This window comes from Roseateles noduli (genome assembly GCF_050626985.1).
Classification (GTDB): Bacteria; Pseudomonadota; Gammaproteobacteria; order Burkholderiales; family Burkholderiaceae_C; genus Roseateles; species Roseateles noduli_A.
In genome coordinates, this window is the sequence record NZ_CP192463.1 from 1,075,222 (window position 1) to 1,095,924 (window position 20,703).

The window sequence follows — 20,703 nt, forward strand, 5'->3', positions numbered from 1 at the left end:
CAGAGAACCAATATCCCCGTGGGAGCGTGGCGCCTGCAACCGTACGGACTCGAAGTCCCACTGCCGAGCCGGAGTTCCGCACAACAATCCCCGGCGATGGATCGAGCTCAAAGCTCCATGTGCGGCTCGGGATCGACTGTCGTGCGGCGCTTCGCCACGCCCCCAGGTTCAGTATGTGCCTTGCCCGCAAAGGGCACCATGGTCCACGCGGGGGTTGGCTCGAACTCCGTGCCGTCAATAAGCATCTGGCAGCACGTTCGAGCTAGGCGCGCAGCATGCGCGCAGACGGCCACGAAGTATTGCTTTCGATTGAGCAGCGATACGAGACAGCTCGGCCCTTCACCCATCCTGAAGCAAAACATCGCGGCGCTTCGACTGGCCATAAACAGCGATCGCCTGAGCGCTTGGTCTCCGCCGCGCCCAATCCGTCCAAGACGAGTGAAGTCCCCAGACGAGCGTTGAACGGGGACCAAGCCTAGGAATGAGGAGAACGCTCTGCCCGACGGCCATGGTGGCGGGTCAGGGATCGAGGCTGCTAGCGCCGTTGCCGCCGCGTAGCCAACACCTGGGACGGTCGCGAGGGTGAGGCTTCTCGGATGTGTGGCGTGCCAACGTTGAAGAGCTCGCCTGATCGTCAGGTTCTCCGCATGGGCCGCCCGCAGTCGCGCCAGACCCGAGCGGATGGTGAACTGAAACTCGCTTGGCCAGCGACCGATCTCGGCGTCAATCTCCTCCTCGGTCACCCTTCGTAGATCAGCCGAACTCCTCCAGCGCACGCAGCCCATCTCTAATAGAAAGCTCAGCACTTGGCCTGCGCATGCGGTCTCGTGCCGAATGACTAGGTCTCTCATGCGATGTAGGGAGAGCACCGCGAGTTGCTCTCTTGACTTCACAAGGACCGCTCGGGCATCCGGAAGTCTGGCTGCCAGCAATATGAGAGCGGCATCCTTTTTGTCGTTTTTTGGGCCCATCCGCAGACGTGCGACAGCTCTTGGGTGTAGGGGCAGCGGCGTATGGCCCATGTCTGCGAACAGTTCGCACCAGTATCCGGCGCCTACAGCGGCCTCCATGGCCACCGTGGAGGGTGGAAGAGATGCGAAGAATGGCGCCACTTCTTCTCGGTCAAGGCGCTTCGATCCAAGGTCCCTGCCGTCTGCATCCTGCAGTTGGACCGAGAAAATCCGCCTCGCCAGATCGATCCCGACATAGCGAACCGCTTGCGTATCCATCGCCATCTCCTCGAGGTGGAACAAGACGAGGCCGGTGGCTACCACGTCTGACCTACCGTAGTAGATAGAACGCTGAGCTGACGTTGGCAACCAGGCCGAGGTTCTGGCGCAAGCACCCTTTCGCCCCCCATCCTGGAAAAGCTGCGAGGGAAGGGCTCGCCCGCTCCCTGTACTGGGCGGGCGGGAGGTTTGGCCCGGATATGTGCTTTCCGTCTCCTCGCGTGTGTTGAAACTTCCGCCCGTTCGCCCCGCGTGGCACACCCCTTGCCGCCGAGCCATTAGCTCAAGACCGGCCTAGATGGGCGTGCGACTGGGTTCCACACAAGCGGGGAGTTGGCGATGCTCATCGACCACATCTACAAAATGGCCGCCGCGGGAAGCGAGCAGACATTCGCATTTGATGCCCACCAGGACGCGATCGAGACGCTCGAACGCTTCTCCCGCGAGTTGGAGCGTCTGGATGAACTGGCCGAGCAGGGGCTTGTGGAGATAGTTGCCCAGCAGGCGAGGGAAGAAGCTGGCGAGCGCTACGTGGACTTGGTGCGTTTCAAGCGCTTGAAGTGAAGCGCCTCGCGCGACGCCAGCCAAGGGGCCACTTGGCTCGGTTGCGTCCGTCCCGTGCCGCGCCAGCCGGACCGGTGACAGCTTGAGCGGTAGAGATGCTTCCAGCGCGAGGTTGTCGAGCTTGAAGCGCGGCCGACGGTGGTCGAGGAGCCAAACTCAGAATTCGGCCGCGGCTGGCAGGCGATTTTTTCACCTTTTCTGATCAAGGCGCTGTGTGCGGCTAGGCGTGGTCGCGACGCGGCCTTGCGGCCAGAAGCTCATGACTCTTTTATGAGATTGGCAGGCGAAGGAGGCGTTCTGCGGCCGTACAGCTCAAGACACTTGTCTAGCTCAAGACATTTTCTTAGAGCTCAAGACTCTTTTAGGTCAAATCATGCTGGTGACGCCGATCTTCCTGAGCCACCTGAGCGTGCCGCTGCTGCTGTTCGTCGTCGCGCAGATCCTGCTGACGAAGTTCCAGGCGAGCGTGAAGCGCGTCCGCGACAACAACCGTATCCTCACGGACACGCTGCAGCAGCGCGAACGGGAGCTGCTGATCAGCTACAACCGGCAGCGCGAGATGGAGACCGAATCCGCCGCGCAGGCCGAGCGGGACCGGATCTACCGCGACCTGCACGACGGCATCGGCTCCAAGCTGGTCACGACGCTGTTCAGCGTGCGAGACCGCGAGATCGACCATGACCGCCTCGAGCGCGGGCTGATGGACGCGTTGAAGGACCTGCGCGAGATCATCTCGGTGACGGAGGTCCACGAGCAGCGGACGATCCACGACATCCTGTTCACCTACTGCAGCAACCTCGACGAATCGCTCACCCGGGCCGACTTCCAGATCGAGTACGACATTCCCGAAGGGCCTGAGATCGTGCTGCTGGCTGATCTTTCCAGGCAGGTGATGCGCATCGTGGAGGAGTCCGTCGCCAACACCATCAAGTACGCCCAGGCGAGCCGGCTCTCGATCCGCATGACGGTGCAGCAGGGCGCGCGGCTGGAAGTGCTCATCGAGGACAACGGCCAGTCCGGGGCGGCCCAGCGCGACGAGCGCGCGGCGACGTCCGGTGACGAGTCGCCGCTGACCGGAGGAACCGGACTGCACGGTCTGCGGCGCCGCGCCGAGCGCATCGGCGCGGTCTTCCATTTCGAACGCACGCCGCAAGGCGCGCGCACCTGCTTGAGCCTGCCGTTGACGATATTGCCGGCCCAGGACTCAGCAAACGAGTCGGTCGACGACTGTTCCCAGTCGGAAACCGCTGCATTGCCACTGAGCTGAGCCATCGAACGTTTGGCCGTTCCTGGAAATACTGATATCCCGCCCGGGCATCCGGGTCTGCCGACGATTTCCATGGTCATGCAATCTTCCCGACCCTCCCGCAACGGCGTTACGGTAGCCCGGCTGCTGATTCAACCTGAACCGGCCAGTTCCCGTTTCGCACGTCAATCCATCATCGACGGATCCGTCGAACCGATGGGACAGGAACTGTGCTTCCGATGGAGCGCCGGCTCGCGCCGCGCGCCGCCGCCCAGTGCCTATGCGACCAGCCTGCTGCTGAGCCAGGCCCTGCTCGACGGCGGCCTGGCGCATCGCCGTCCCGGCTGCCTGTTCATCGACATGGACGCGGCGACCCTGCTCAGTCCGATCGCGGACGTCCTGTGCGGCTCGCTGGGTGCGATCCAGCTGCCCGTGGGCATGCCCGTCCAGGAGTCGGTGACCCGCCGCATCGCGCAACTGCATGCGCGAGGCTACCGCTTCGCACTGGCGGGCGTGGTGTCGCCGGATGATGCGCGTACCGCCTGGCTGCCGATGGTCTCGTTCGTGAAGCTCGATGTGTCGCTGGCGCCGGTAAGCGCCTGGGCGACGGTCCAGGAGCTGGCGCGCCAGGCCGGTGCGACGCTGATCGCCGACCGCATGACGGAGTCCGCCGACTACCTGCGCCTCAAGGCGCTGGGCGTGCGCTACTTCCAGGGCGATCTGCTGATGGCACCGCAGGAGGAGTCGCCGCGATCGCTGCCGAGCTGCGACCTGGACGTGCTGGGGCGCCTTTTCCGCCTGGTGCGGCATGGCGCGCCGCATGAGGCGTTGGCGATGACCGCGGCCTCGGACCCGGCGCTGGTGATCCGGCTGCTGATGCTCCACCGCCTGCATGCCGGCCGGGCGCGACCGCCGGAGACCCTCGCCGAGACCTTGGCGGGAGTGCCGGAGCCGGTGCTGATCGGCTGGCTGCACGTGCTGCGCAGCAGCACCTTCGATCTGACGCCGAGCACCCAGAGCTGGTCGCACGCGGTTCGCGAGCAGATCCACAACTATCGCGCGCGGCTGATCGGCGCACGCATCTGCTGCAGTCCGGCCGAACTGGAGTCGAAGGTCTTCGATCTCTATCGGCGGCTTTGTGCCCGCGATGTTTGACGGGAGGATGTCCTCGCAGGAAGGTTTTTTTGGTGTTGATGTTGAGTTAAATATTCGTTAAGTAATTTGTATACTGCGCGCCCATTGGTCTTGCCAGATGCGAATACGCACGGCAAGACCTGACACGCGGAGCAACGCCGCGTCGAGGGGAGGGAGGAAGCGCGCAGCTTGTGTGCGATCGACCGTTCGCGGTCGATCCGCATCGGGTCTGCCCGTGCCTGTCCGGTCCCGGACGCGGCACGAGGCGGAAGACACACGATGTGAATGAATCTCCACACCCTGTTGAGTCCGTCTCCGGACGGGATGCGGTGCTTGTCCGGCCACGCGGCGGTCGCGGCGGCAGTCCTGCTACCAGTCCCGATGCGCGGGCCGAGATGACGACGCCTCACGAGTTCTCCGTCAATGCGAGTAGTGCCGCCAGCATCAATGTGCCGGTCACGGTCGTGCCGGGCATCGCGGGGATCGAAGCGCGGAGCACCATCATCGCCGGCCACGTTGCCCTGGTTTTGGCGGCCCTGACGGCGATGGTGGGCATGTCCATCCGCAATCGCGAGGCGCTTGGCACTTTCCGTCCGGAAGCGAAAGCGCAGATCGAGCAGACGCTGGCGACGGCGTGCGAGGCCAGCGAGCGTCAACGCGTCGCTCGCTGCGGCGAATTGGCCTGGCACGGGAAACATCGCTGGTTCGGGAAGATTGAGCTCCAGGGCTTCAATGGTCCGCCGGAGCGAAGCGATGTTGAGCGGATGCTCGGGGAGCTCGGGTGGACGCACGCCACAACCTCCGGCGATGCTGTGTCTTTCGAGCGGGGTGACATGGAACTTTCGATCTATGCCCCCAGGGACGGCGTTCGGACATTCATCGCGACCACCGCGAAGTAGCGCTGTCGCAACTCGCCTGGATAGGAGTCCATCGGTGGATCAAGACCTGCTCGAGTCAGGACGCAATCGTTCAGATGCGTTTCGGATCATTCTTGAAGCGGTGGAACGACGCGAGGGGATGCGGCGAGTGTCCGCTGGAAATGCATTGATGTTGGGCGAACGTGTGCCGCAGTTTCCTGGTGAGGATAAGTGGTTCTCCGTCCTCTATGCGCCGCTCCCGTCATCGACGATCGACGAATGCTGGGGGGATTTGGGTGCCAGCGTCTGGCGACCCCAAGGATTGCCTTCGAGTGCGTTCGCCGACTTCGCTGACGCAGGACTCTGGAGTTTCCCCAGCGCCTATCGGGAACTGCTGCAGGCGCTGAACGGCGCGCGCTTCTTCTCCGGACACCTGAACTTCTTTGGCATTCGCACGAATGATCCCTGGAAGACCTCGCAGCCGCTGGAATTGATTTCTGCCAACACGCCCGCGCGGACCGTGCTCGGCAAGAGGGCGCTTGTCTTTGGTGGCTACCGGTCGGATGGTGTTCTTGTCGCCTGTCTGGAGAGTGACAAGCGCGTGATCGCACTGGAGCACAGTGGGAATGTCATTGCCGAGTGGCGTGATCTGGCCACCTATGTCACTGCGGAATTCGGTCGACTCGATAGTCTCTTCGACGATGGTGGCAACCTGCGGGACGGCTGCACGTCAGGCCTGATGCAGGCGTGAGAATCTGTGGACGCGTGAACGCCAGATTGGAGCACCGATGGACGAGGATGACGATTGGGGTGACGAAGCGGAATGGCTCTCGGTGGTGGCCCTGGTGCGGCATGGCCTGCGTCACTTGCCGCCGGAGAGCTACGACGTCGGTTCAAGTCGCTTCGATCCTTTCGTCGTCGATCTGACGCTGCTCGATACCGCGGCATTGAGGCGCTAGGCGGGCCTGGCGTTTGGTCAGGACCTGAAGTCCGCCTTGGCCGACGACATTCCAGGCAACTGGTCCGTCCGCGTCTGGGTGCCTTGCAAGTCTCCATCCGGAACGGATGAACTCCTCGTCTGGCTGGAGGTCGACCGCTGGCGCGTGGCGGAATTTCGCGGCAAGAGGACCGGCCTGGCCTTCGAACCCAGCGAGGAGTTCCAGCGGGCGATCTGGGACTGTTGATCTCGCCACGAATCTTTGTCTTGAGGAAGCCGGGAGATGCGCATCAAGGTCCATGTGAAGGTGTTCGGCGCCATCGCGCTGGCGACCTACGTTGTTTTTGTTTTCATCACCGGACCCGCCAGGAACCGGGAGACCCTCGGCACGTTCAGTCCTGAAGCCCGGCAGCGCATCGAACGGGAGTTGTCCCTCCTCTGCGAGCAACTCTCGCAACCTCCCTTGGCGAAGTGCGGGCCCGTGGACTGGTCGGGGAAACATCGCTGGTTCGGGAGGGTGGCGCTGTCGGCGCCGCTGGGCCGGCCTCCGGAGACTGTCATGGTCTCGTTCATCGACGGCCGCGGATGGCGGCGCTCACACAGCATGAATGATGAGGTCCTCGAATATTGGCGAGACGACATGCTGCTGTCCCTGCATTCCCCGATCGGCGGAGTCCGGGCCATCTCGGTGACGACGATGGCGCCGGCGGAGCTCCGGGAGCGAGCGCAGCAATGAGGTCGCGGGTACAAGAAGCACGAGGCGGGCCGTGATCGATCGGAGGGACTACCTGGACGCAGCGGTCAATGGCGACGAGGAACTCGTCAACCGCTTGCTCCATCAAGCCATCGAGGAGGGCCGGGTCTGGGCGCTCGTCGCGATGGCCCTGTCGCTCGCCAGTCGCGACGAGGATCCCGCGACGGTCGGGCGCCTTCTCGCCGAAGCCGAAGCGATCGCCCGCGACGACGACCGGGACACCCAGATCGAATTCCTGAAAGCCTATGAGCTGATGATCGGCGACCAGTCCGTCCAGGGCGCGATGCGCATGCGCTTCAAGCACATGATGGCCTTGGCCATGCACCAGCCCGATCCGCACTTCAAGCTCGAAGTCGCCCGGGGATACGGCTTCGGCATCGGTGAGGATCCTCCAGATGTCGAGTCCGCGCGGCGCTGGTATGCCCTGGCGGCCGAAGCAGGCGATCCCCATGCCGAACCGGAGCTCGCTTCGCTGGAGGCGCGGTGGCGCCTGCTCGGCGTCTAGACAGCAAAAAGCCCCGCATCGCGGGGCTTCCATGGATTCGGACTTCGGTGGGGCTCAGTGGATCGGCTCATCCGGCCCCGGCCCGGCGGTGAGGCCGGTGGCAACGGTGAAGCCAGAGTCGCCCAGCGAGCCGGCTTCGAGCTCTTCCTCGGTGGCTTCGCGCACATCGTGCACCGTCACGTGGATGCGCAGGCCGACACCGGCCAGCGGGTGGTTGCCGTCCAGGACGATGTGCTCCGGATAGACCTCGGTCACGGTGTAGATGCGGTCGGCGGGCATGTCGGGCGTCGACGCGCCTTCGGGCAGTCCTTCGAACTGCATGCCGACATCGACGTTCTCGGGGAACACCTCGCGCGGCTCGAAGCAGACCAGGGCGCTGTCGTAGTCGCCGAACGCGTCCTCGGGCTCGAGCGCCACGCTGACCTCGTCGCCGGCGAGCTTGTCGGCCAGCGCTTCCTCGACCTTGGTGAACAGGTCCTGGCCACCGTAAAAGAACTCCATCGGCGGGTCCAGCACCTCGACGGATTGGCCTTGGGCGTCCTCGAGTCTCCAAGTCAGGGAGACGACGCAGGGGGCAGTGATTTGCATCGCGCAATTCTCTCAGACAATGCGCGCCCATGACCTCCAAGTCCAAGTCCCCCCAGACATCCCCGATCCCGTCCAAGCGTGCCCCGGCCGCTTCCGGCGCCTCCGGCATCGACATCGACGCGAAGCTGCCGCTGCTCGGCGGCCTGAGCCCTGCGCAGTTCATGAAGCGCCATTGGCAGAAGCAACCGCTGCTCGTGCGCCAGGCCTTGCCCGGCGTGGTGCCGCCGATCGATCGCGCCGGCCTGGCCCGCCTGGCGGCCAGCGACGAGGTGGAATCCCGCCTCGTGTCGCAGCAGGACGGCGACCGCTGGACGATGCGCCAGGGCCCGATCGCCAAGTTGCCCGCCTGGAGCAAGCCGCAGTGGACGCTGCTGGTGCAGGGGCTGGATCTGCATGTCGAACCGGCCTCGGCGCTGCTGAGCCGCTTCCGGTTCGTTCCCGAGGCCCGGCTCGACGACCTGATGCTGTCGTATGCCAGCGAGGGCGGCGGCGTCGGTCCGCATTTCGATTCCTACGACGTTTTCCTGATCCAGGTCAGCGGCCGTCGCCACTGGCGCATCGGCCGACTGGGCGTGTCGACCACCGGCGAGCTGCGCGAGGACGTCCCGCTGAAGGTGCTGGCGGACTTCGAGCCGGAGCAGGACTTCGTGCTCGAGCCCGGCGACATGCTGTACCTGCCGCCGGGATGGGCGCACGACGGCGTGGCCGTCGGCGGCGACTGCATGACCGCCTCGGTGGGTTTCCGTTCGCCCTGGCGCAGCGAGTTGGCCAATGAACTGCTGGTCCGCCTGACCGACGACGAGGAAGCGCCGCGCGGCGACCGGATGTATGTCGATCCCCGTCAGCCGGCGACCGGCGAGCCGGGGCGCATTCCCGAGGCGCTGACGGCCTTCGCGCGCGAAGCGGTGCTGAGAGCGGCCTCGCAGCCGCTGGCGCTGGAGCGCGCGCTGGGCGAGGCGCTGACCGAGCCCAAGCCCCGCGTCTTCTTCGAACCCGGCGCCGCGCTGCCGCCGGGACAGGGGGCGCGCTTGAGCGCCCGCACCCGCATGATGTACGACGCGGCGCATGTCTTCATCAATGGACAATCCTTCCGGGCCGGCGGACGCGATGCGACGCTGATGCGCCGGATGGCGGACAGCCGGGCGCTGTCCCCCGCCGAGGTCGCAAAACTGAGCGACGGCGCACGCGATTTGCTGGATCAGTGGACCGAGGACGGGTGGGTGCAGCCCGCCTGACCGGCCCGCCTTGCCTCAATCCCACGCCAACGTCATGAGGAGTTCGACATGTCGCCGGAACCCACGATGCCAGAAGCTTTGACGCCCGCACTCGTCGAAACCGCCGCGGAGGTCCGGCAAATGCTGCAGCAAGCGCTGCAGCGGGCCGCGGAGCAGGGCGGTCGGGAGCTGTGCTGGCTGGACCCGGACTTCGCCCACTGGCCGTTGTCCGACCCGGCGCTGCTCGATGCCCTGCATCGATGGGCACTGCCGCACCGCAGATTGCACCTGCTGGCGGCGCATGACTACGAGACGCTGCGGCGCGTCCATCCTCGTTTCGTCCAGTGGCGCCAGGCGCATGACCATGTGGTGCAGGCGCGCGCCTTCGATCCGGCCGACCTCGCCGAGCGCAGCACCCCCGCTCCCATGGGCCTGCTGCTGGCACCCGGATTGCTGACGATGAAGTTGTGGACGCCGGCGCGGGCCTCTCTTTCGGTACAAGACGCCCGCGAAGAAGCCATGGCCCGCGAGTGGTTTGACGCTATTGAGCAACGGTCTGCCGACTCGTTCGCCAGCAGCACCCTAGGCTTGTAAGGAGATTACAAACTGGTGGCTATAATTGCTGGCTAGGCGGGGGAAGCGCTCGAGGTTTCTCACGTCTTGGTCTGCTGAAGTTCGTACTTGTCATCTGGTACGACTTCATTAATTACCGGTAATTGATTGTTCGTCTAAAAGTTACTTGAGGACAAGTATGAAAAAGTCGATCCTGTTGGCCTCCCTGCTGGCCGTTGTTGCCCTGACCGCTTGCGGCAAGAAGGAAGAAGCTGTTGCTCCCGTGGCCACCCCGGCTCCGGAAGCTTCGGCTCCCGCCGTTGAGGCTTCGGCCCCGGCGATGGAAGCTTCGGCTGCCGCTTCCGACGCTGCTGCGCCCGCTTCGGCCGCCAGCAACTAAGACGATCACTCGTCCTGAGAAAGCCGCAAGGGTTCGCCCTTGCGGCTTTTTCTTTGTCGGTCCTTTGCCTGTCCTTTGCCTCTCCCTTGGCCACCCCCTGGCCCATCGCCTTGGCCTACTCCCCGCTTCGGGAATCCGCGCGCTGAGCGCCCCGCGCTGGTATTAGAGTGGAGTTTACCAAGCCTCGCCGGACCGAATGTGGACCGCCGCGCTCGACGAATGGCTCCCCCAATGAAAACGCCACCCGGAGGTGGCGTTTTTTGTTTTGCGCAAACTGATGGCGTACGGTGGTCCGCCATCCAGTCAGATCAGCGCACGTCTTCCATCAGCAGTTGCAGGATGCGTTTGGCCATTTCGTTGGTCTGCTGTTGACCCTTGTCGTCCAGGATCATGACGGTCGAGGTCGTGCCCTCGGTCTTGACCGACACGCGGTAACGCACCGCGGTGGACGCGCTGGTCGCGCCGAACAGACGCTGGAAGAAGTTGGGCTCTTCCTTGCCGGCCTGGTTCGGATCGGCGTAGCGCAGGAAGAACAGGCCCTGCTTGCGGTCCCGGTCCTCGATGGTGAAGCCGTGGCGGTCCAGCGACTGGCCGACCCGGCGCCAGGCGCGGTCGAAGTCCTCGTTGATCTTGAGCTGATCCGGCACGTCCGCCAGCGAGCGCGGCGCGTTGCCGCGCGGCGCTTCGGCGAAGGAGGGCGCCGGCTGCTGCGCGTTGGCGACCAGCGTCTTGGCGTCCTCTTCCTTGCCGCCGAGCTTGAGCATCAGGCGCGAGGTCATCTCGGCTTCCAGCTCCGGATCGGACGGGCGCGGCTGCCAGCCGGTCTCGTCGCGTTGCGAGTTCGTGTAGACCTCGACCAGGCCGCGGTGCGTGACGTAGATGTCGGTGCCGCCCTGCTCGTTGCGCTCCAGGCGGGTGCGGTACTTGTCGCGTTCGCCGGTGGAGTACAGCGAATCCAGCAGCGAGCCCAGCGTCTTGCGGATGAAGTCCTGCGGCAGCTTGGCCTTGTTCTCGGCCCAGTTGGTTTCCATCAGGCCGACGTTCTGGTCCTCGGACTCGATCGTGAAGCCGCGGTCCTGCCAGAAGCCCTTGATTTGCGGCCAGAGCTGTTCCGGCGGCAGCGTGCTGTGCAGCCAGCGGGCGTTGCCCAGGCGGTGGAATTCGATCGTGCCGGCCTTGTCCAGCGCGACGGGCGCTCCGGCGGTGGCGACGGCCTGGCGCTGGGCGTTCGGCTGCGCGGCCAGTTGCGCGGCGCTGATCGGGCCGGTAGGGCGGTTTTCCTTGGGCAGTTGCGTCAGGTCCGGCGGCACGTCCAGGCCGGTGGTCTGCTTGGCCTGGGTGCGGTAGTCGACCTTGTCGCTGCTGGTGATGCTCTCGAACGTGCTGCACGCCGTCAGCGAGGCCAGCGCCATCAGGCAGGCCACGCGCACCGGAGTGGGCGCGCCGGATTCAGAAAGGGAACGAGTCACGCTGGAGATCTCCGAGGTAGGTCGCTGCGGCCCGCGGCCGCTGAAGGAAAAGGGTGCGGCCGGCGCGCGCCGGCCGGGGGTGATTAGAGCAGGCCGGCTTCGCGCATGGCGCCTTCGACCAGATCCTGGCCGGCGGCGGTCAGCGGCGTCAGCGGCAGGCGCAGGTTGTTGGGGCAGCGGCCCAGCCTGTTCAGGGCCCACTTGCTCGGGGCGGGACTGGGTTCGCAGAACAGCTGCTTGTGCAGCGGCAGCAGCTGGAAGTGCAGCGCGGTGGCCTCGCGCACGCGACCTTCGATCGCGGCCATGCACATCTCGTGCATCGCCTTGGGCGCGATGTTGGCGGTGACGCTGACGGAGCCGCGGCCGCCCATGAGCATCATCGCGATGGCGGTCGCGTCGTCGCCGGAGTAGATGCTGAAACCTTGCGGGGCGTGCTTGATCAGCCAGGCGGCGCGCTCGACGTTGCCGGTCGCGTCCTTGATGCCGAACACGCCGGGCAGCGAGGCGCAGCGCAGCGTGGTCTCCACCGACATGTCCGCCACCGTGCGGCCGGGCACGTTGTACAGCATCATCGGAATGTCGACCGCCTCGGCGATCGCCTTGAAGTGCTGGTAGATGCCTTCCTGCGAGGGCTTGTTGTAGTAGGGGACGACCGACAGCGTGGCGTCGGCGCCGACCTGCTTGGCGAAGCGGCTCAGCTCGATGGCCTCGGCCGTGGCGTTGGCGCCCGTGCCGGCGAGGACCGGCTTGCGACCCTTGACGTGCTCGACCGCAACGCGGATGACTTCGCGGTTCTCTTCCATCGTGACGGTCGGGGACTCGCCGGTCGTGCCGACGACGCCGATGACGTCCGTGCCCTGGTCGATGTGCCAGTCGATCAGGCTGCGCAGCCCATCGAAGTCGATGCGGCCATCTTCATGCATCGGCGTGACCAGCGCGACGATGCTGCCAACAATTGCGTTCATTGAGGATTCCTCTGGATCGGCGGATTCTACTGAAGCGCCGGGGCTCTTTCGGCGCTCATCCCGGGCTCTGTCGGGACTGCCCGCTCAGCGCAGCCGGTATCTCGGGTAGACCCCAGGGCGCACATCGCTGTCGCCGCCCCCGCCACCACCGCCGTCAAGGCCGGCCGCAGTCGCGGCGCCGGCGCCGGGCAGGTTCTCCCGAACGGCAGCAACGCGCTGGACATACCGGCCGTTGACGGCGCCGCCCCCGGTGACGAGGGGCTCCGCCTCGATGAAGCCGTCCTCGTAGGCGATCACGCGCAGGCCATCGACGGCGGCCAGCAACTCGCCGGATCGCAGCAGGAAGTCCGGTCGCGCGGGTCGGCCGACCGTCTGTTGTCCATCGGTAAAGGTCTCGTAAATCAGCCAGCCGCCGGGCGCGACGGCCTCGACGACGCGCGGCAGCAGCGGCCGCCACAGGTAGTTGGTGACGAGCACGACGTCGAAGACGCGGTCGGTCAGCGGCCAGGGGCCCTGCTCGATGTCGGCCTCGATCAGCTCGACGCGGTCGGAGAGGCCGGAGAGCGTCGCCAGCGCCGCCGCGTCGCGGTCGACGCCGGTGACGGCCACGCCTTCGCCCGCCAGCAGGCGCAGATGGCGGCCCGAGCCGCAGGCCAGGTCCAGTGCCGTGACGCCGTCGCGGTCGCGCCAGGCCTGCGCCCAGCGCAGCACCCAATCGCTGGGGAACGGGGGGCTGGGGAAGGAGGAGAAGCTCATGCCGGGCGTTGTTCCTTCTTGAGGGCCTTCATCGCCATGCGATCGACCATCGCCGGCGCCAGCAGCTTGAGCCAGCGGCCCAGCTTGCCTTTGGCGGTCATGACGATGTCGCGCTCGCGGGCCAGCGTGCCGTCGAGGATCAGTCTGGCGCACTCCTGGACCGGCATCGCGCCGCGTTCGTCGAGGCTGCTCAGCCCCGAGGCGTGCCCTTGCGCGTTGAAGCCCCGATAGCGGATCTGCGTGTCGACGACGCCCGGATAGGCGATGGTCACGCTGACGCCGCTGGCGGCGACCTCGGTGCGCAGCGCCTCGAAGAAGCCGGTCATCGCGAACTTGCTGGCGCTGTAGGCGGTGCGGCCCGGGATGCCCAGCAAGCCGGCCAGGCTCGAGACCGCCACGATGCGCCCCTTGCTGGCCTTGAGCGCCGGCAGCGCGGCCTGGGTGCACCAGGCCGAGCCCCACAGGTTGATCTGCATCAGCCGCTGGTACCAGGCGAGGTCCTTGACCTGGTCGAAGAGCGCATGCGCCGACATGCCGGCGTTGTTGACCAGCACATCGATCGCGCCGAAGGCGCCCAGCGTCGCGCGCACGAGTTCCTGGCAGTCCTCCTGCGACTCGACGTCGCAACGCTGCACGCGGGTGTGGGCGCCGAGCGACTCGCACTCCGCCGCCACCTTCTCGAGCTTGTCGACGCTGCGCGCCGCCAGCACCAGCGAGAGCTTGGCGCCTTCGCGCCGCGCCCATTGACGCGCCAGTTCGGCGCCGATGCCGTCGGAGGCGCCGGTGATGATCACGACCATGTTGTCTCCGTTGTCGTTGCGCTCGTGGCGCTGGTTGTATTCGTCGTCAGATCGTCAGATCGACAACCCGGTCCGTGAACCGGATCGGGAAGATCAGAAACAGGCCCAGATCGCATCGCCCAGCTGCTGCATCAGCGAGGGCTGCGTGTAGGCCAGGAAGACCGCCGCCAGCACGCCGCACGCGCCCAGCCACGCCACGATCCGCCAGAGTCCGCGTCGCCTGTCTGTCATCGTGTCGCTCCGCTCCATCGCTCCTTCGCACGCCGTCAGGCGGCCGCCGGCGTGGCGTGCCGCGTGATCGCGGTCTCGCGCACCGGCAGGTTGGCCAGCATCGCCATCACGCCCAGCGCGATGGCCAGGTACCAGACGACGTCGTAGGACCCCGTCGCGTCGTAGAGCTTGCCGCCCAGCCACACGCCCAGGAAGCTGCCGATCTGGTGGCTGAAGAACACGAAGCCGCCCAGCATCGACATGTGCTGCACGCCGAAGATCTGCGCCACGATCGCATTGGTCGGCGGCACGGTGGACAGCCAGAGCACGCCCATCACCGCGGCGAAGACGTAGACGCTGGCGGGCGTCAGCGGCACGGACAGGAAGACGATGATCGCGATCGAGCGCAGCAGGTAGATGCCCGACAGCAGGTAGCGTTTGGGCAGCTTCTGGCCCAGCGTGCCGGCGGCGTAGGTGCCGAAGACGTTGAACAGGCCGATCAGCGCCAGCGCGTTGGTGGCGACCTGGGGCGTGAGGCCGTGGTCCTTCAGGTAGCTCGGCATGTGCACGCCGATGAACACGACCTGGAAGCCGCAGACGAAGTAGCCCAGCATCAGCAGCTGGAAGCTGCGGTAGCCGAAGGCCTCGCGCAAGGCCTGGCCGATGCTCTGGTGGTGTGCGCCGTGGACGGCGTCGCGCGCCGGCTCGCGCAGGCCGAAGGCCAGCGGGATGATCAGGCAGGCGGCGATCGCCAGCACGAACAGCGCGTTCTGCCAGCCGGTGTAGCCGATCAGCCAGTTCTCGACCGGGACCATCAGGAACTGCCCGAAGGAGCCCGCCGCCGCCGCCACGCCCATGGCCCAGGAGCGCTTCTCCGCGGAGACGTTGCGGCTGATGACGCCGTAGATGACCGCGTAGGTGGTGCCCGACTGCGCCAACCCGATCAGCACCCCGGCGCTGCCCAGGAAACCGGCGGTCGACGACGACACCGCCATCAGCGCCAGCCCCGCCGCGTAGAGCAGGGCGCCGGCGATCAGCACGCGCAGCGCGCCGAAGCGGTCGGCCAGCATGCCGGCGATCGGGCCGGCGGCGCCCCAGGCGATGTTCTGCACGGCCAGCGCGAGGGAGAAGGCCTCGCGGGTCCAGCCGCGGTCCATCGTGACCGGCGTCAGCCACAGGCCGAAGCCGTGGCGGATGCCCATCGACAGCGTGACGATCGCGGCGCCGCAGATCAGCACCTGCCGCATCGACAGGGTGCGGGAGGAGGAAGGGGGGATCGGCATCGCGCTCATCCGGTCAATGTAATGGCTTCATGCGCGTTCCGCTGACGCCTGGATGACGCGGGGCCGCCGCGCTCCCTCCGAAGGGCGGTCGCCCGGCGGGCCCGCGGCGTTCAGGCGCGCGGTGTCGAGGCGTTGCGGGCGCTCGTCTTCGTGCCCTTGGTGGACTTGCCCGCGGGCTTGGCCTTCGTGCCGGGCGATTTCTTCGTGGACTTCGCGCCGGACTTCTTGCCGGAGGACTTCTTCTGCGCGCCGGCGGCGGAGTTCAGCGCGTTGTTCTCTTCGCCCGCCGTCGCGGCGACGTCCTCCAGCTGCGTCAGCACGCGGCCCTGCTTGATGCGCAGGATCGGCTTGTCCAGCGCGTCGAGGTCCTCGAGCGGGTTGCCGATCAGCACCAGGAAGCTGGCTTCGCAGCCGGGCTGGAAGCAGCCGAGCTTGCGCTGCGGGAACAGGGCCTTCGGCGTGTCCACCGTGGCCAGCCGCAGCAGCGCCGGTCTGTCCAGCACGCCCAGTTGCTCGAGGTGGTGGAGCTCGCTCAGCGCGTTGCCGGTGAACAGGTCCGAGCCGACCAGCAGCCGGGCGCCGGCCGTCCTGAGCCGCTCCAGGTTCTGCTTCTGGACGGCTTCGATGCGCGCGAGCAGCTCCGGCGCCGGCTGGAACAGCCGCGTCGCCACGGTCGCGGTGATGATGCCGATCTTCTTCTCCGCGGCCAGGGCGGCGACGTCCGGCGCAATCAGATGGGTTTCGGGATCCTCGCCATGCTGCGGAAAGTAGCCCGGCAGCTCGGCGATGAAATCGGCGCCGGCGCGCACGGCGGCGGCGAAGTCGGCGGCGCTCTCGATGTGGACCACGACGCGCCGCTGCTCCGCATGCGCGCGGCGGACCACCTCCGCCACGACCTCGGGCGTCACGCCCAGGCGGCCGCGCTGCTCGGGCACCTGGCGCAGCTCGGGGCGGTCGTGGTAGCTCATGATGACCTTGACCAGGTCGCTGTGGCGGCCGGCGATCAGCGGCCACTTCTGGCCGACCTGCTCGGGCGTGTCCATGACCAGCACCGCCTTGTCGACGATCTGGTCCAGCGCCATCGGCGGCGTGCCCGACTGCAGCATCGCCAGCGGCTGGCCGTCGGACGAGGTGATGCAGGCGGTGGCGAACAGCACGTCCGGCGCCTCCGGCTGCGAGATGCGGGCGCGGATCGGCTCGATCGCGGCCGGGTCGGCGCACAGCATCGCCGCGTAGAACACGCCGTCGCGCAGGTAATCCTGACCGAACTTGTCCAGCCCCCAGGCGCTCTGCAGGTTGTGGTTGTGCGCGTCGGCGAGCGGCGCCACCAGCGTCTGGCCGCGCAGTTCCAGCAGGCGGTTGACCTTGCGGGGCCGCTTCTCGACGAAGCGGCCGTCCTCGACGTAGAGCGTGCCGCTCTGCAGCTTTTCGCCGTCGAACCAGCGGGCGTGGCGCAGCTCCATCGCCATCTCCGGGCTGGCCTTGTAGTTGTCGGCCCGGGCCGGTCCCGCCCAAAGGAGGGCGGCCCACACCAGGGCGAGGGGAGCCAGGGGCGCCAGCAGCGGGCGCGAGGAACGGGGCAGGAGCGACATCGGACCAGTCGGGCGGCGGCGTGCGGACAAGCGGCGGATGCTACGACAGCGCTCCCATGCCGTCGGGACTCGATCGGTAACGGGACGTGCGGGGGCGCTAGCGTCGTGCGGCATGCGCGCGCAGCCGGCATCGGCGGGGATGGAGCGGGGTGTCCGCCGAGGGGAAACCCCCATGGGAACGACCCGTGCCGGCCAGCGTCCGGAAGCGTCGCCGACGCTGCATAGAATCCCGCCCCATGGCAACCAAAGCAGTCACTTCCACCGGCAGCGCTCCTGGCAGCTACGGCGAAGGCTCGATCCGCGTCCTCAAGGGACTCGAGCCCGTCAAGCAGCGCCCGGGCATGTACACCCGCACCGACAACCCCCTGCACATCATCCAGGAGGTGATCGACAACGCGGCCGACGAGGCGCTGGCCGGTCACGGCAAGCGCATCGCCGTCATCCAGCACACCGATGGCTCGATCACCATCGAGGACGACGGCCGCGGCATTCCCTACGGCCTGCACCCCGAGGAAGGCGTGCCGGTCGTGGAGATCGTCTTCACACGACTGCACGCCGGCGGCAAGTTCGACAAGGGCTCGGGCGGCGCCTACAGCTTCTCCGGCGGCCTGCACGGCGTGGGCGTCTCGGTGACCAACGCGCTGGCCAAGCGGCTGCAGGTGACGGTCTATCGCGAGGGTCAGGTCGCGACGCTGGCCTTCTCCGGCGGCGACGTCATCGAGCCGGTCGCCACGCGCAAGGCCGAGCTCAAGACCGGCGACCGCAAGCAGGGCACGACGGTGCGCGTCTGGCCCGACGGCAAGTACTTCGAGAGCGCCGACCTGCCCAAGGGCGAGCTGGTGCACCTGCTGCGCTCCAAGGCCGTGCTGATGCCCGGCGTCACGGTCACGCTGACGCAGGAGAAGACCGGCGAGACGCAGACCTGGACCTACAAGGGCGGCCTGCGCGACTACCTGATGCAGGCGCTGCCGGCGGATCCGCTGATCCCGCTGTTCGAGGGCGAGCAGTTCGCGACGGCCTCCGAGAGCGAGAACTTCGCCGAGGGCGAGGGCGCCAGCTGGTGCGTGGCCTTCACCGAGGAGGGTCAGGTCATGCGCGAGAGCTACGTGAACCTGATCCCGACGGTGGCCGGCGGCACGCACGAGTCCGGGCTGAAGGACGGCCTGTTCGGCGCGATCAAGGGCTTCATCGAGATGCACGCCCTCGCACCGAAGGGCGTGAAGCTGATGGCGGAAGACGTGTTCTCGCGCGCCAGCTTCGTGCTGTCGGCCAAGGTGCTGGATCCGCAGTTCCAGGGCCAGACCAAGGAACGGCTGAACTCGCGCGACGCGCTGCGGCTGGTGTCGGCCTTCGTGAAGCCGGCGCTGGAGCTGTGGCTCAACCAGCACGTCGAGCACGGCAAGAAGCTGGCCGAGCTCGTCATCAAGCAGGCGCAGACGCGCCAGCGCGCGGCGCAGAAGGTCGAGAAGCGCAAGAGCTCCGGCGTGGCCGTGCTGCCCGGCAAGCTGACCGACTGCGAGAGCACCGACCTGCTGCACAACGAGCTGTTCCTGGTCGAGGGCGACTCCGCCGGCGGTTCCGCCAAGCTGGGCCGTGACAAGGAGACGCAGGCCATCCTGCCGCTGCGCGGCAAGGTGCTCAACGCCTGGGAGGTCGAGCGCGACCGGCTGTTCGCCAACAACGAGATCCACGACATCTCGGTGGCCATCGGCGTCGATCCGCACGGCAAGAACGACGAGCCGGACCTGTCCGGCCTGCGCTACGGGAAGATCTGCATCCTCTCGGACGCGGACGTCGACGGCGCCCACATCCAGGTGCTGCTGCTGACGCTGTTCTTCCGTCACTTCCCCAAGCTGATCGCCACCGGCCATGTCTACGTGGCGCGGCCGCCGCTGTTCCGCGTGGATGCGCCGGCGCGCGGCAAGAAGCCCGCGGCCAAGCTGTATGCGCTGGACGAGGGCGAGCAGACCGCGATCCTCGACAAGCTGCGCAAGGAAGGCGCGCGCGAAGGCAGCTGGAGCATCAGCCGCTTCAAGGGCCTGGGCGAAATGAACGCCGAGCAGCTCTGGGACACGACGCTGAACCCCGAGACGCGCCGCCTGCTGCAGGTGCAGTACGGCGAGCTGGACTTCGGCGACACCGAAGGCGCCATCAACAAGCTGATGGGCAAGGGTGAAGCGGCCGCGCGGCGTGAGCTGATGGAGCTGCACGGCGACTCCATCGAAGTCGACGTCTGATTCCCGGACCGCGCCATGCTGGAACACCGCGTCACGCTTCGACCCACGATGCTGTCCGACCTGGACTTCGTCGTCGGCGTGGAGCAGGACGCCGGCAACCGGCCCTTCATCACGCCGTGGGAACGCACGCAGCACGAGGGCGCCGTCCGGTTCCCGGACGCGCGGCATTTCATCGTGGAGCTCGATGCCGAACGCGCGGGTTTCGTGATCCTGCAGGGCTGTCGCAACCCCAACCGCTCGGTGGAGCTCAAGCGCATCGTGCTCGGCCCGAAGGGGCAGGGCGTCGGTCGCCTGTGCGTGCGGCTGCTCAAGAAGATGGCGTTCACGCAGCTGGGGGCGCACCGCTTCTGGCTGGACGTGAAAGGCCGCAACACGCGGGCGCAATCGCTGTACCTCAGCGAGGGCTATGTCGAGGAAGGCCGGCTGCGCGAATGCGTGCGGGCCGAGCCGTTGGCCGATGCTGAAGGCGTCATGGGCGAGGGCTACGACGACCTGATCGTGATGTCGCTGCTCCAGCGCGAGTACGAGGCGCGCGCCGCGCAGGGTCTGGAGGCGCCATGAGCCATGGCCGCCCCACGCCGCGCGGACGCGGGCTGCGCAAGCGGCTGGCGCTGAGCATCGCCGTGGCCTTCGCGGCCAAGATGTCGCCGGCGCATGCGGAGCTGTGGGGTTACGTGGATGCCGACGGCATCGCGCATTTCGCGCCGGTGCAGGTGGACAGCCGCTTCCAGCCGGTGATGTCGCCGCTGAGCGGCATCCGGCGCGTGCCGGGCAAGACCGACCACGGCCAGCGCATGCTGACGTGGCTGGACATCGCGCCCGAGGTCAAGGCCGTGCAGCCGTATCTGCGCGAGGCGGCGGCCGCGACCGGCATCGACGCGGAGTTGCTCAAGGCGATCATCGCGGTCGAGTCCGGCTTCAAGCCCGACGCGGTGTCGCCGCGCGGCGCGACCGGTCTGATGCAGATCACCGCGGCCACGGCGCAACGCTACGCCACGCCGGAAGAGCTGCGGCGCGCCGGCTACCTCCAGGATCCGCGCACCAACGTGCTGATCGGCGCGCGGATGCTGGCGGACCTGACGCGGCGCTTCGGCCGCCTGGACGCGGCGCTGGCGGCCTGGAACGCCGGCGAAGGCGCGGTGCGTCGCGCAGGCGGCCACATGCCCGATATCGACGAGACGCAGGCGCACGTCCACCTCGTGATGGAGCTCTACTGGGCGCTGCTGCAGCGCAGCCTCGGCAGCCGGGCCAGGCAATTGACGATGGTCGCGGCGCCGCTCGAATGAGCGGTCGCGGCGACCGGCGGACGCCGAAGGATTCCTGAGCAGCAGATTCCCGGGAACGTTCCCAAGAGCCTTCCCAAAGACATTCGCAAGAACACTCGCAAGAACATTCGCAAGAACGTTTTTCC

General features: G+C 67.0%; 24 protein-coding genes. 15 read left to right on the plus strand and 9 right to left on the minus strand.

Going from position 1 to position 20,703, the window contains the following annotated elements; translation table 11 throughout:
- Positions 1–107: 107 nt before the first annotated feature.
- Positions 108–1,508, minus strand: a complete 1,401-nt coding sequence (locus tag ACQ4L4_RS04735) for an IS110 family transposase (protein WP_431103081.1) — start codon at positions 1,506–1,508, stop codon at positions 108–110.
- A 60-nt stretch (positions 1,509–1,568) separates the two neighbouring features.
- On the opposite strand from ACQ4L4_RS04735, the gene ACQ4L4_RS04740 reads away from it, so the two are divergent.
- The 9 genes from ACQ4L4_RS04740 (at position 1,569) to ACQ4L4_RS04780 (ending at position 7,226) form a co-directional block, all read left to right on the plus strand.
- Positions 1,569–1,793: a hypothetical protein gene (locus ACQ4L4_RS04740; RefSeq protein ID WP_431103082.1), complete on the plus strand. Its 225-nt coding sequence runs from the start codon at positions 1,569–1,571 to the stop codon at positions 1,791–1,793.
- 373 nt (positions 1,794–2,166) lie between these two features.
- Positions 2,167–3,060, plus strand: a complete 894-nt coding sequence (locus ACQ4L4_RS04745; protein WP_431103083.1) for a sensor histidine kinase — start codon at positions 2,167–2,169, stop codon at positions 3,058–3,060.
- 195 nt (positions 3,061–3,255) lie between these two features.
- A complete protein-coding gene (locus ACQ4L4_RS04750) occupies positions 3,256–4,194 on the plus strand; it encodes a hypothetical protein (protein WP_431103084.1) in 939 nt (312 codons plus the stop codon).
- Positions 4,195–4,568: 374 nt separating this feature from the next.
- Complete coding sequence (locus ACQ4L4_RS04755; protein ID WP_431103085.1) at positions 4,569–5,072, plus strand: hypothetical protein; 504 nt, start codon at positions 4,569–4,571, stop codon at positions 5,070–5,072.
- Positions 5,073–5,106: 34 nt separating this feature from the next.
- Entirely contained in the window at positions 5,107–5,781 is a 675-nt protein-coding gene (locus ACQ4L4_RS04760; RefSeq protein ID WP_431103086.1) for a hypothetical protein, read from the plus strand.
- A gap of 37 nt (positions 5,782–5,818) precedes the next feature.
- Positions 5,819–5,989, plus strand: a complete 171-nt coding sequence (locus ACQ4L4_RS04765) for a hypothetical protein (protein ID WP_431103087.1) — start codon at positions 5,819–5,821, stop codon at positions 5,987–5,989.
- A 36-nt stretch (positions 5,990–6,025) separates the two neighbouring features.
- A complete protein-coding gene (locus ACQ4L4_RS04770) occupies positions 6,026–6,214 on the plus strand; it encodes a hypothetical protein (RefSeq protein WP_431103088.1) in 189 nt (62 codons plus the stop codon).
- Positions 6,215–6,250: 36 nt separating this feature from the next.
- Positions 6,251–6,703 carry a hypothetical protein gene (locus ACQ4L4_RS04775; RefSeq protein ID WP_431103089.1) on the plus strand — a complete coding sequence of 151 codons (453 nt, stop codon included), beginning with the start codon at positions 6,251–6,253 and terminating at the stop codon, positions 6,701–6,703.
- 94 nt (positions 6,704–6,797) lie between these two features.
- Positions 6,798–7,226 carry a hypothetical protein gene (locus ACQ4L4_RS04780; protein WP_431103090.1) on the plus strand — a complete coding sequence of 143 codons (429 nt, stop codon included), beginning with the start codon at positions 6,798–6,800 and terminating at the stop codon, positions 7,224–7,226.
- Positions 7,227–7,280: 54 nt separating this feature from the next.
- Here ACQ4L4_RS04780 and ACQ4L4_RS04785 read toward each other — a convergent pair whose 3' ends face one another.
- The gene (locus ACQ4L4_RS04785) at positions 7,281–7,814 is read right to left on the minus strand and encodes an FKBP-type peptidyl-prolyl cis-trans isomerase (RefSeq protein ID WP_431103091.1); all 534 of its coding nucleotides are present in this window, start codon (positions 7,812–7,814) and stop codon (positions 7,281–7,283) included.
- A 107-nt stretch (positions 7,815–7,921) separates the two neighbouring features.
- On the opposite strand from ACQ4L4_RS04785, the gene ACQ4L4_RS04790 reads away from it, so the two are divergent.
- From ACQ4L4_RS04790 to ACQ4L4_RS04800, 3 genes are all read left to right on the plus strand, one after another.
- Entirely contained in the window at positions 7,922–9,049 is a 1,128-nt protein-coding gene (locus tag ACQ4L4_RS04790; RefSeq protein WP_431104874.1) for a cupin domain-containing protein, read from the plus strand.
- A gap of 48 nt (positions 9,050–9,097) precedes the next feature.
- Positions 9,098–9,622, plus strand: coding sequence for a hypothetical protein (locus tag ACQ4L4_RS04795; protein ID WP_431103092.1), 525 nt, complete (start codon positions 9,098–9,100; stop codon positions 9,620–9,622).
- Between the two features lie 157 nt (positions 9,623–9,779).
- Positions 9,780–9,980, plus strand: a complete 201-nt coding sequence (locus ACQ4L4_RS04800; RefSeq protein ID WP_431103094.1) for a hypothetical protein — start codon at positions 9,780–9,782, stop codon at positions 9,978–9,980.
- Between the two features lie 308 nt (positions 9,981–10,288).
- Here the strand turns inward: ACQ4L4_RS04800 and bamC are convergent, their stop codons facing one another.
- From bamC to ACQ4L4_RS04835, 7 genes are all read right to left on the minus strand, one after another.
- Positions 10,289–11,449, minus strand: coding sequence for an outer membrane protein assembly factor BamC (gene bamC / locus ACQ4L4_RS04805; protein ID WP_431103095.1), 1,161 nt, complete (start codon positions 11,447–11,449; stop codon positions 10,289–10,291).
- A gap of 83 nt (positions 11,450–11,532) precedes the next feature.
- The gene (dapA, locus tag ACQ4L4_RS04810; protein ID WP_431103096.1) at positions 11,533–12,414 is read right to left on the minus strand and encodes a 4-hydroxy-tetrahydrodipicolinate synthase; all 882 of its coding nucleotides are present in this window, start codon (positions 12,412–12,414) and stop codon (positions 11,533–11,535) included.
- An 84-nt stretch (positions 12,415–12,498) separates the two neighbouring features.
- Positions 12,499–13,170 (minus strand): class I SAM-dependent methyltransferase, encoded by a 672-nt coding sequence (locus ACQ4L4_RS04815; protein ID WP_431103097.1) that lies wholly within the window; start codon positions 13,168–13,170, stop codon positions 12,499–12,501.
- Complete coding sequence (locus ACQ4L4_RS04820; RefSeq protein ID WP_431103098.1) at positions 13,167–13,970, minus strand: SDR family oxidoreductase; 804 nt, start codon at positions 13,968–13,970, stop codon at positions 13,167–13,169. The genes ACQ4L4_RS04815 and ACQ4L4_RS04820 overlap by 4 nt, the downstream gene beginning before the upstream one ends.
- A 93-nt stretch (positions 13,971–14,063) precedes the next feature.
- Complete coding sequence (locus ACQ4L4_RS04825; protein WP_431103099.1) at positions 14,064–14,201, minus strand: hypothetical protein; 138 nt, start codon at positions 14,199–14,201, stop codon at positions 14,064–14,066.
- A 35-nt stretch (positions 14,202–14,236) separates the two neighbouring features.
- Positions 14,237–15,472, minus strand: a complete 1,236-nt coding sequence (locus ACQ4L4_RS04830; protein WP_431103100.1) for an MFS transporter — start codon at positions 15,470–15,472, stop codon at positions 14,237–14,239.
- A gap of 101 nt (positions 15,473–15,573) precedes the next feature.
- Entirely contained in the window at positions 15,574–17,055 is a 1,482-nt protein-coding gene (locus tag ACQ4L4_RS04835; RefSeq protein WP_431103102.1) for an amidohydrolase family protein, read from the minus strand.
- 236 nt (positions 17,056–17,291) lie between these two features.
- On the opposite strand from ACQ4L4_RS04835, the gene ACQ4L4_RS04840 reads away from it, so the two are divergent.
- The 3 genes from ACQ4L4_RS04840 to ACQ4L4_RS04850 are packed head-to-tail and all read left to right on the plus strand — an operon-like array spanning position 17,292 to position 20,578.
- Positions 17,292–19,292 carry a DNA topoisomerase IV subunit B gene (locus tag ACQ4L4_RS04840; protein ID WP_431103103.1) on the plus strand — a complete coding sequence of 667 codons (2,001 nt, stop codon included), beginning with the start codon at positions 17,292–17,294 and terminating at the stop codon, positions 19,290–19,292.
- 15 nt (positions 19,293–19,307) lie between these two features.
- Positions 19,308–19,853: a GNAT family N-acetyltransferase gene (locus ACQ4L4_RS04845; RefSeq protein ID WP_431103104.1), complete on the plus strand. Its 546-nt coding sequence runs from the start codon at positions 19,308–19,310 to the stop codon at positions 19,851–19,853.
- Positions 19,850–20,578 carry a lytic transglycosylase domain-containing protein gene (locus ACQ4L4_RS04850; protein WP_431103105.1) on the plus strand — a complete coding sequence of 243 codons (729 nt, stop codon included), beginning with the start codon at positions 19,850–19,852 and terminating at the stop codon, positions 20,576–20,578. The genes ACQ4L4_RS04845 and ACQ4L4_RS04850 overlap by 4 nt, the downstream gene beginning before the upstream one ends.
- Positions 20,579–20,703 lie beyond the last annotated feature (125 nt).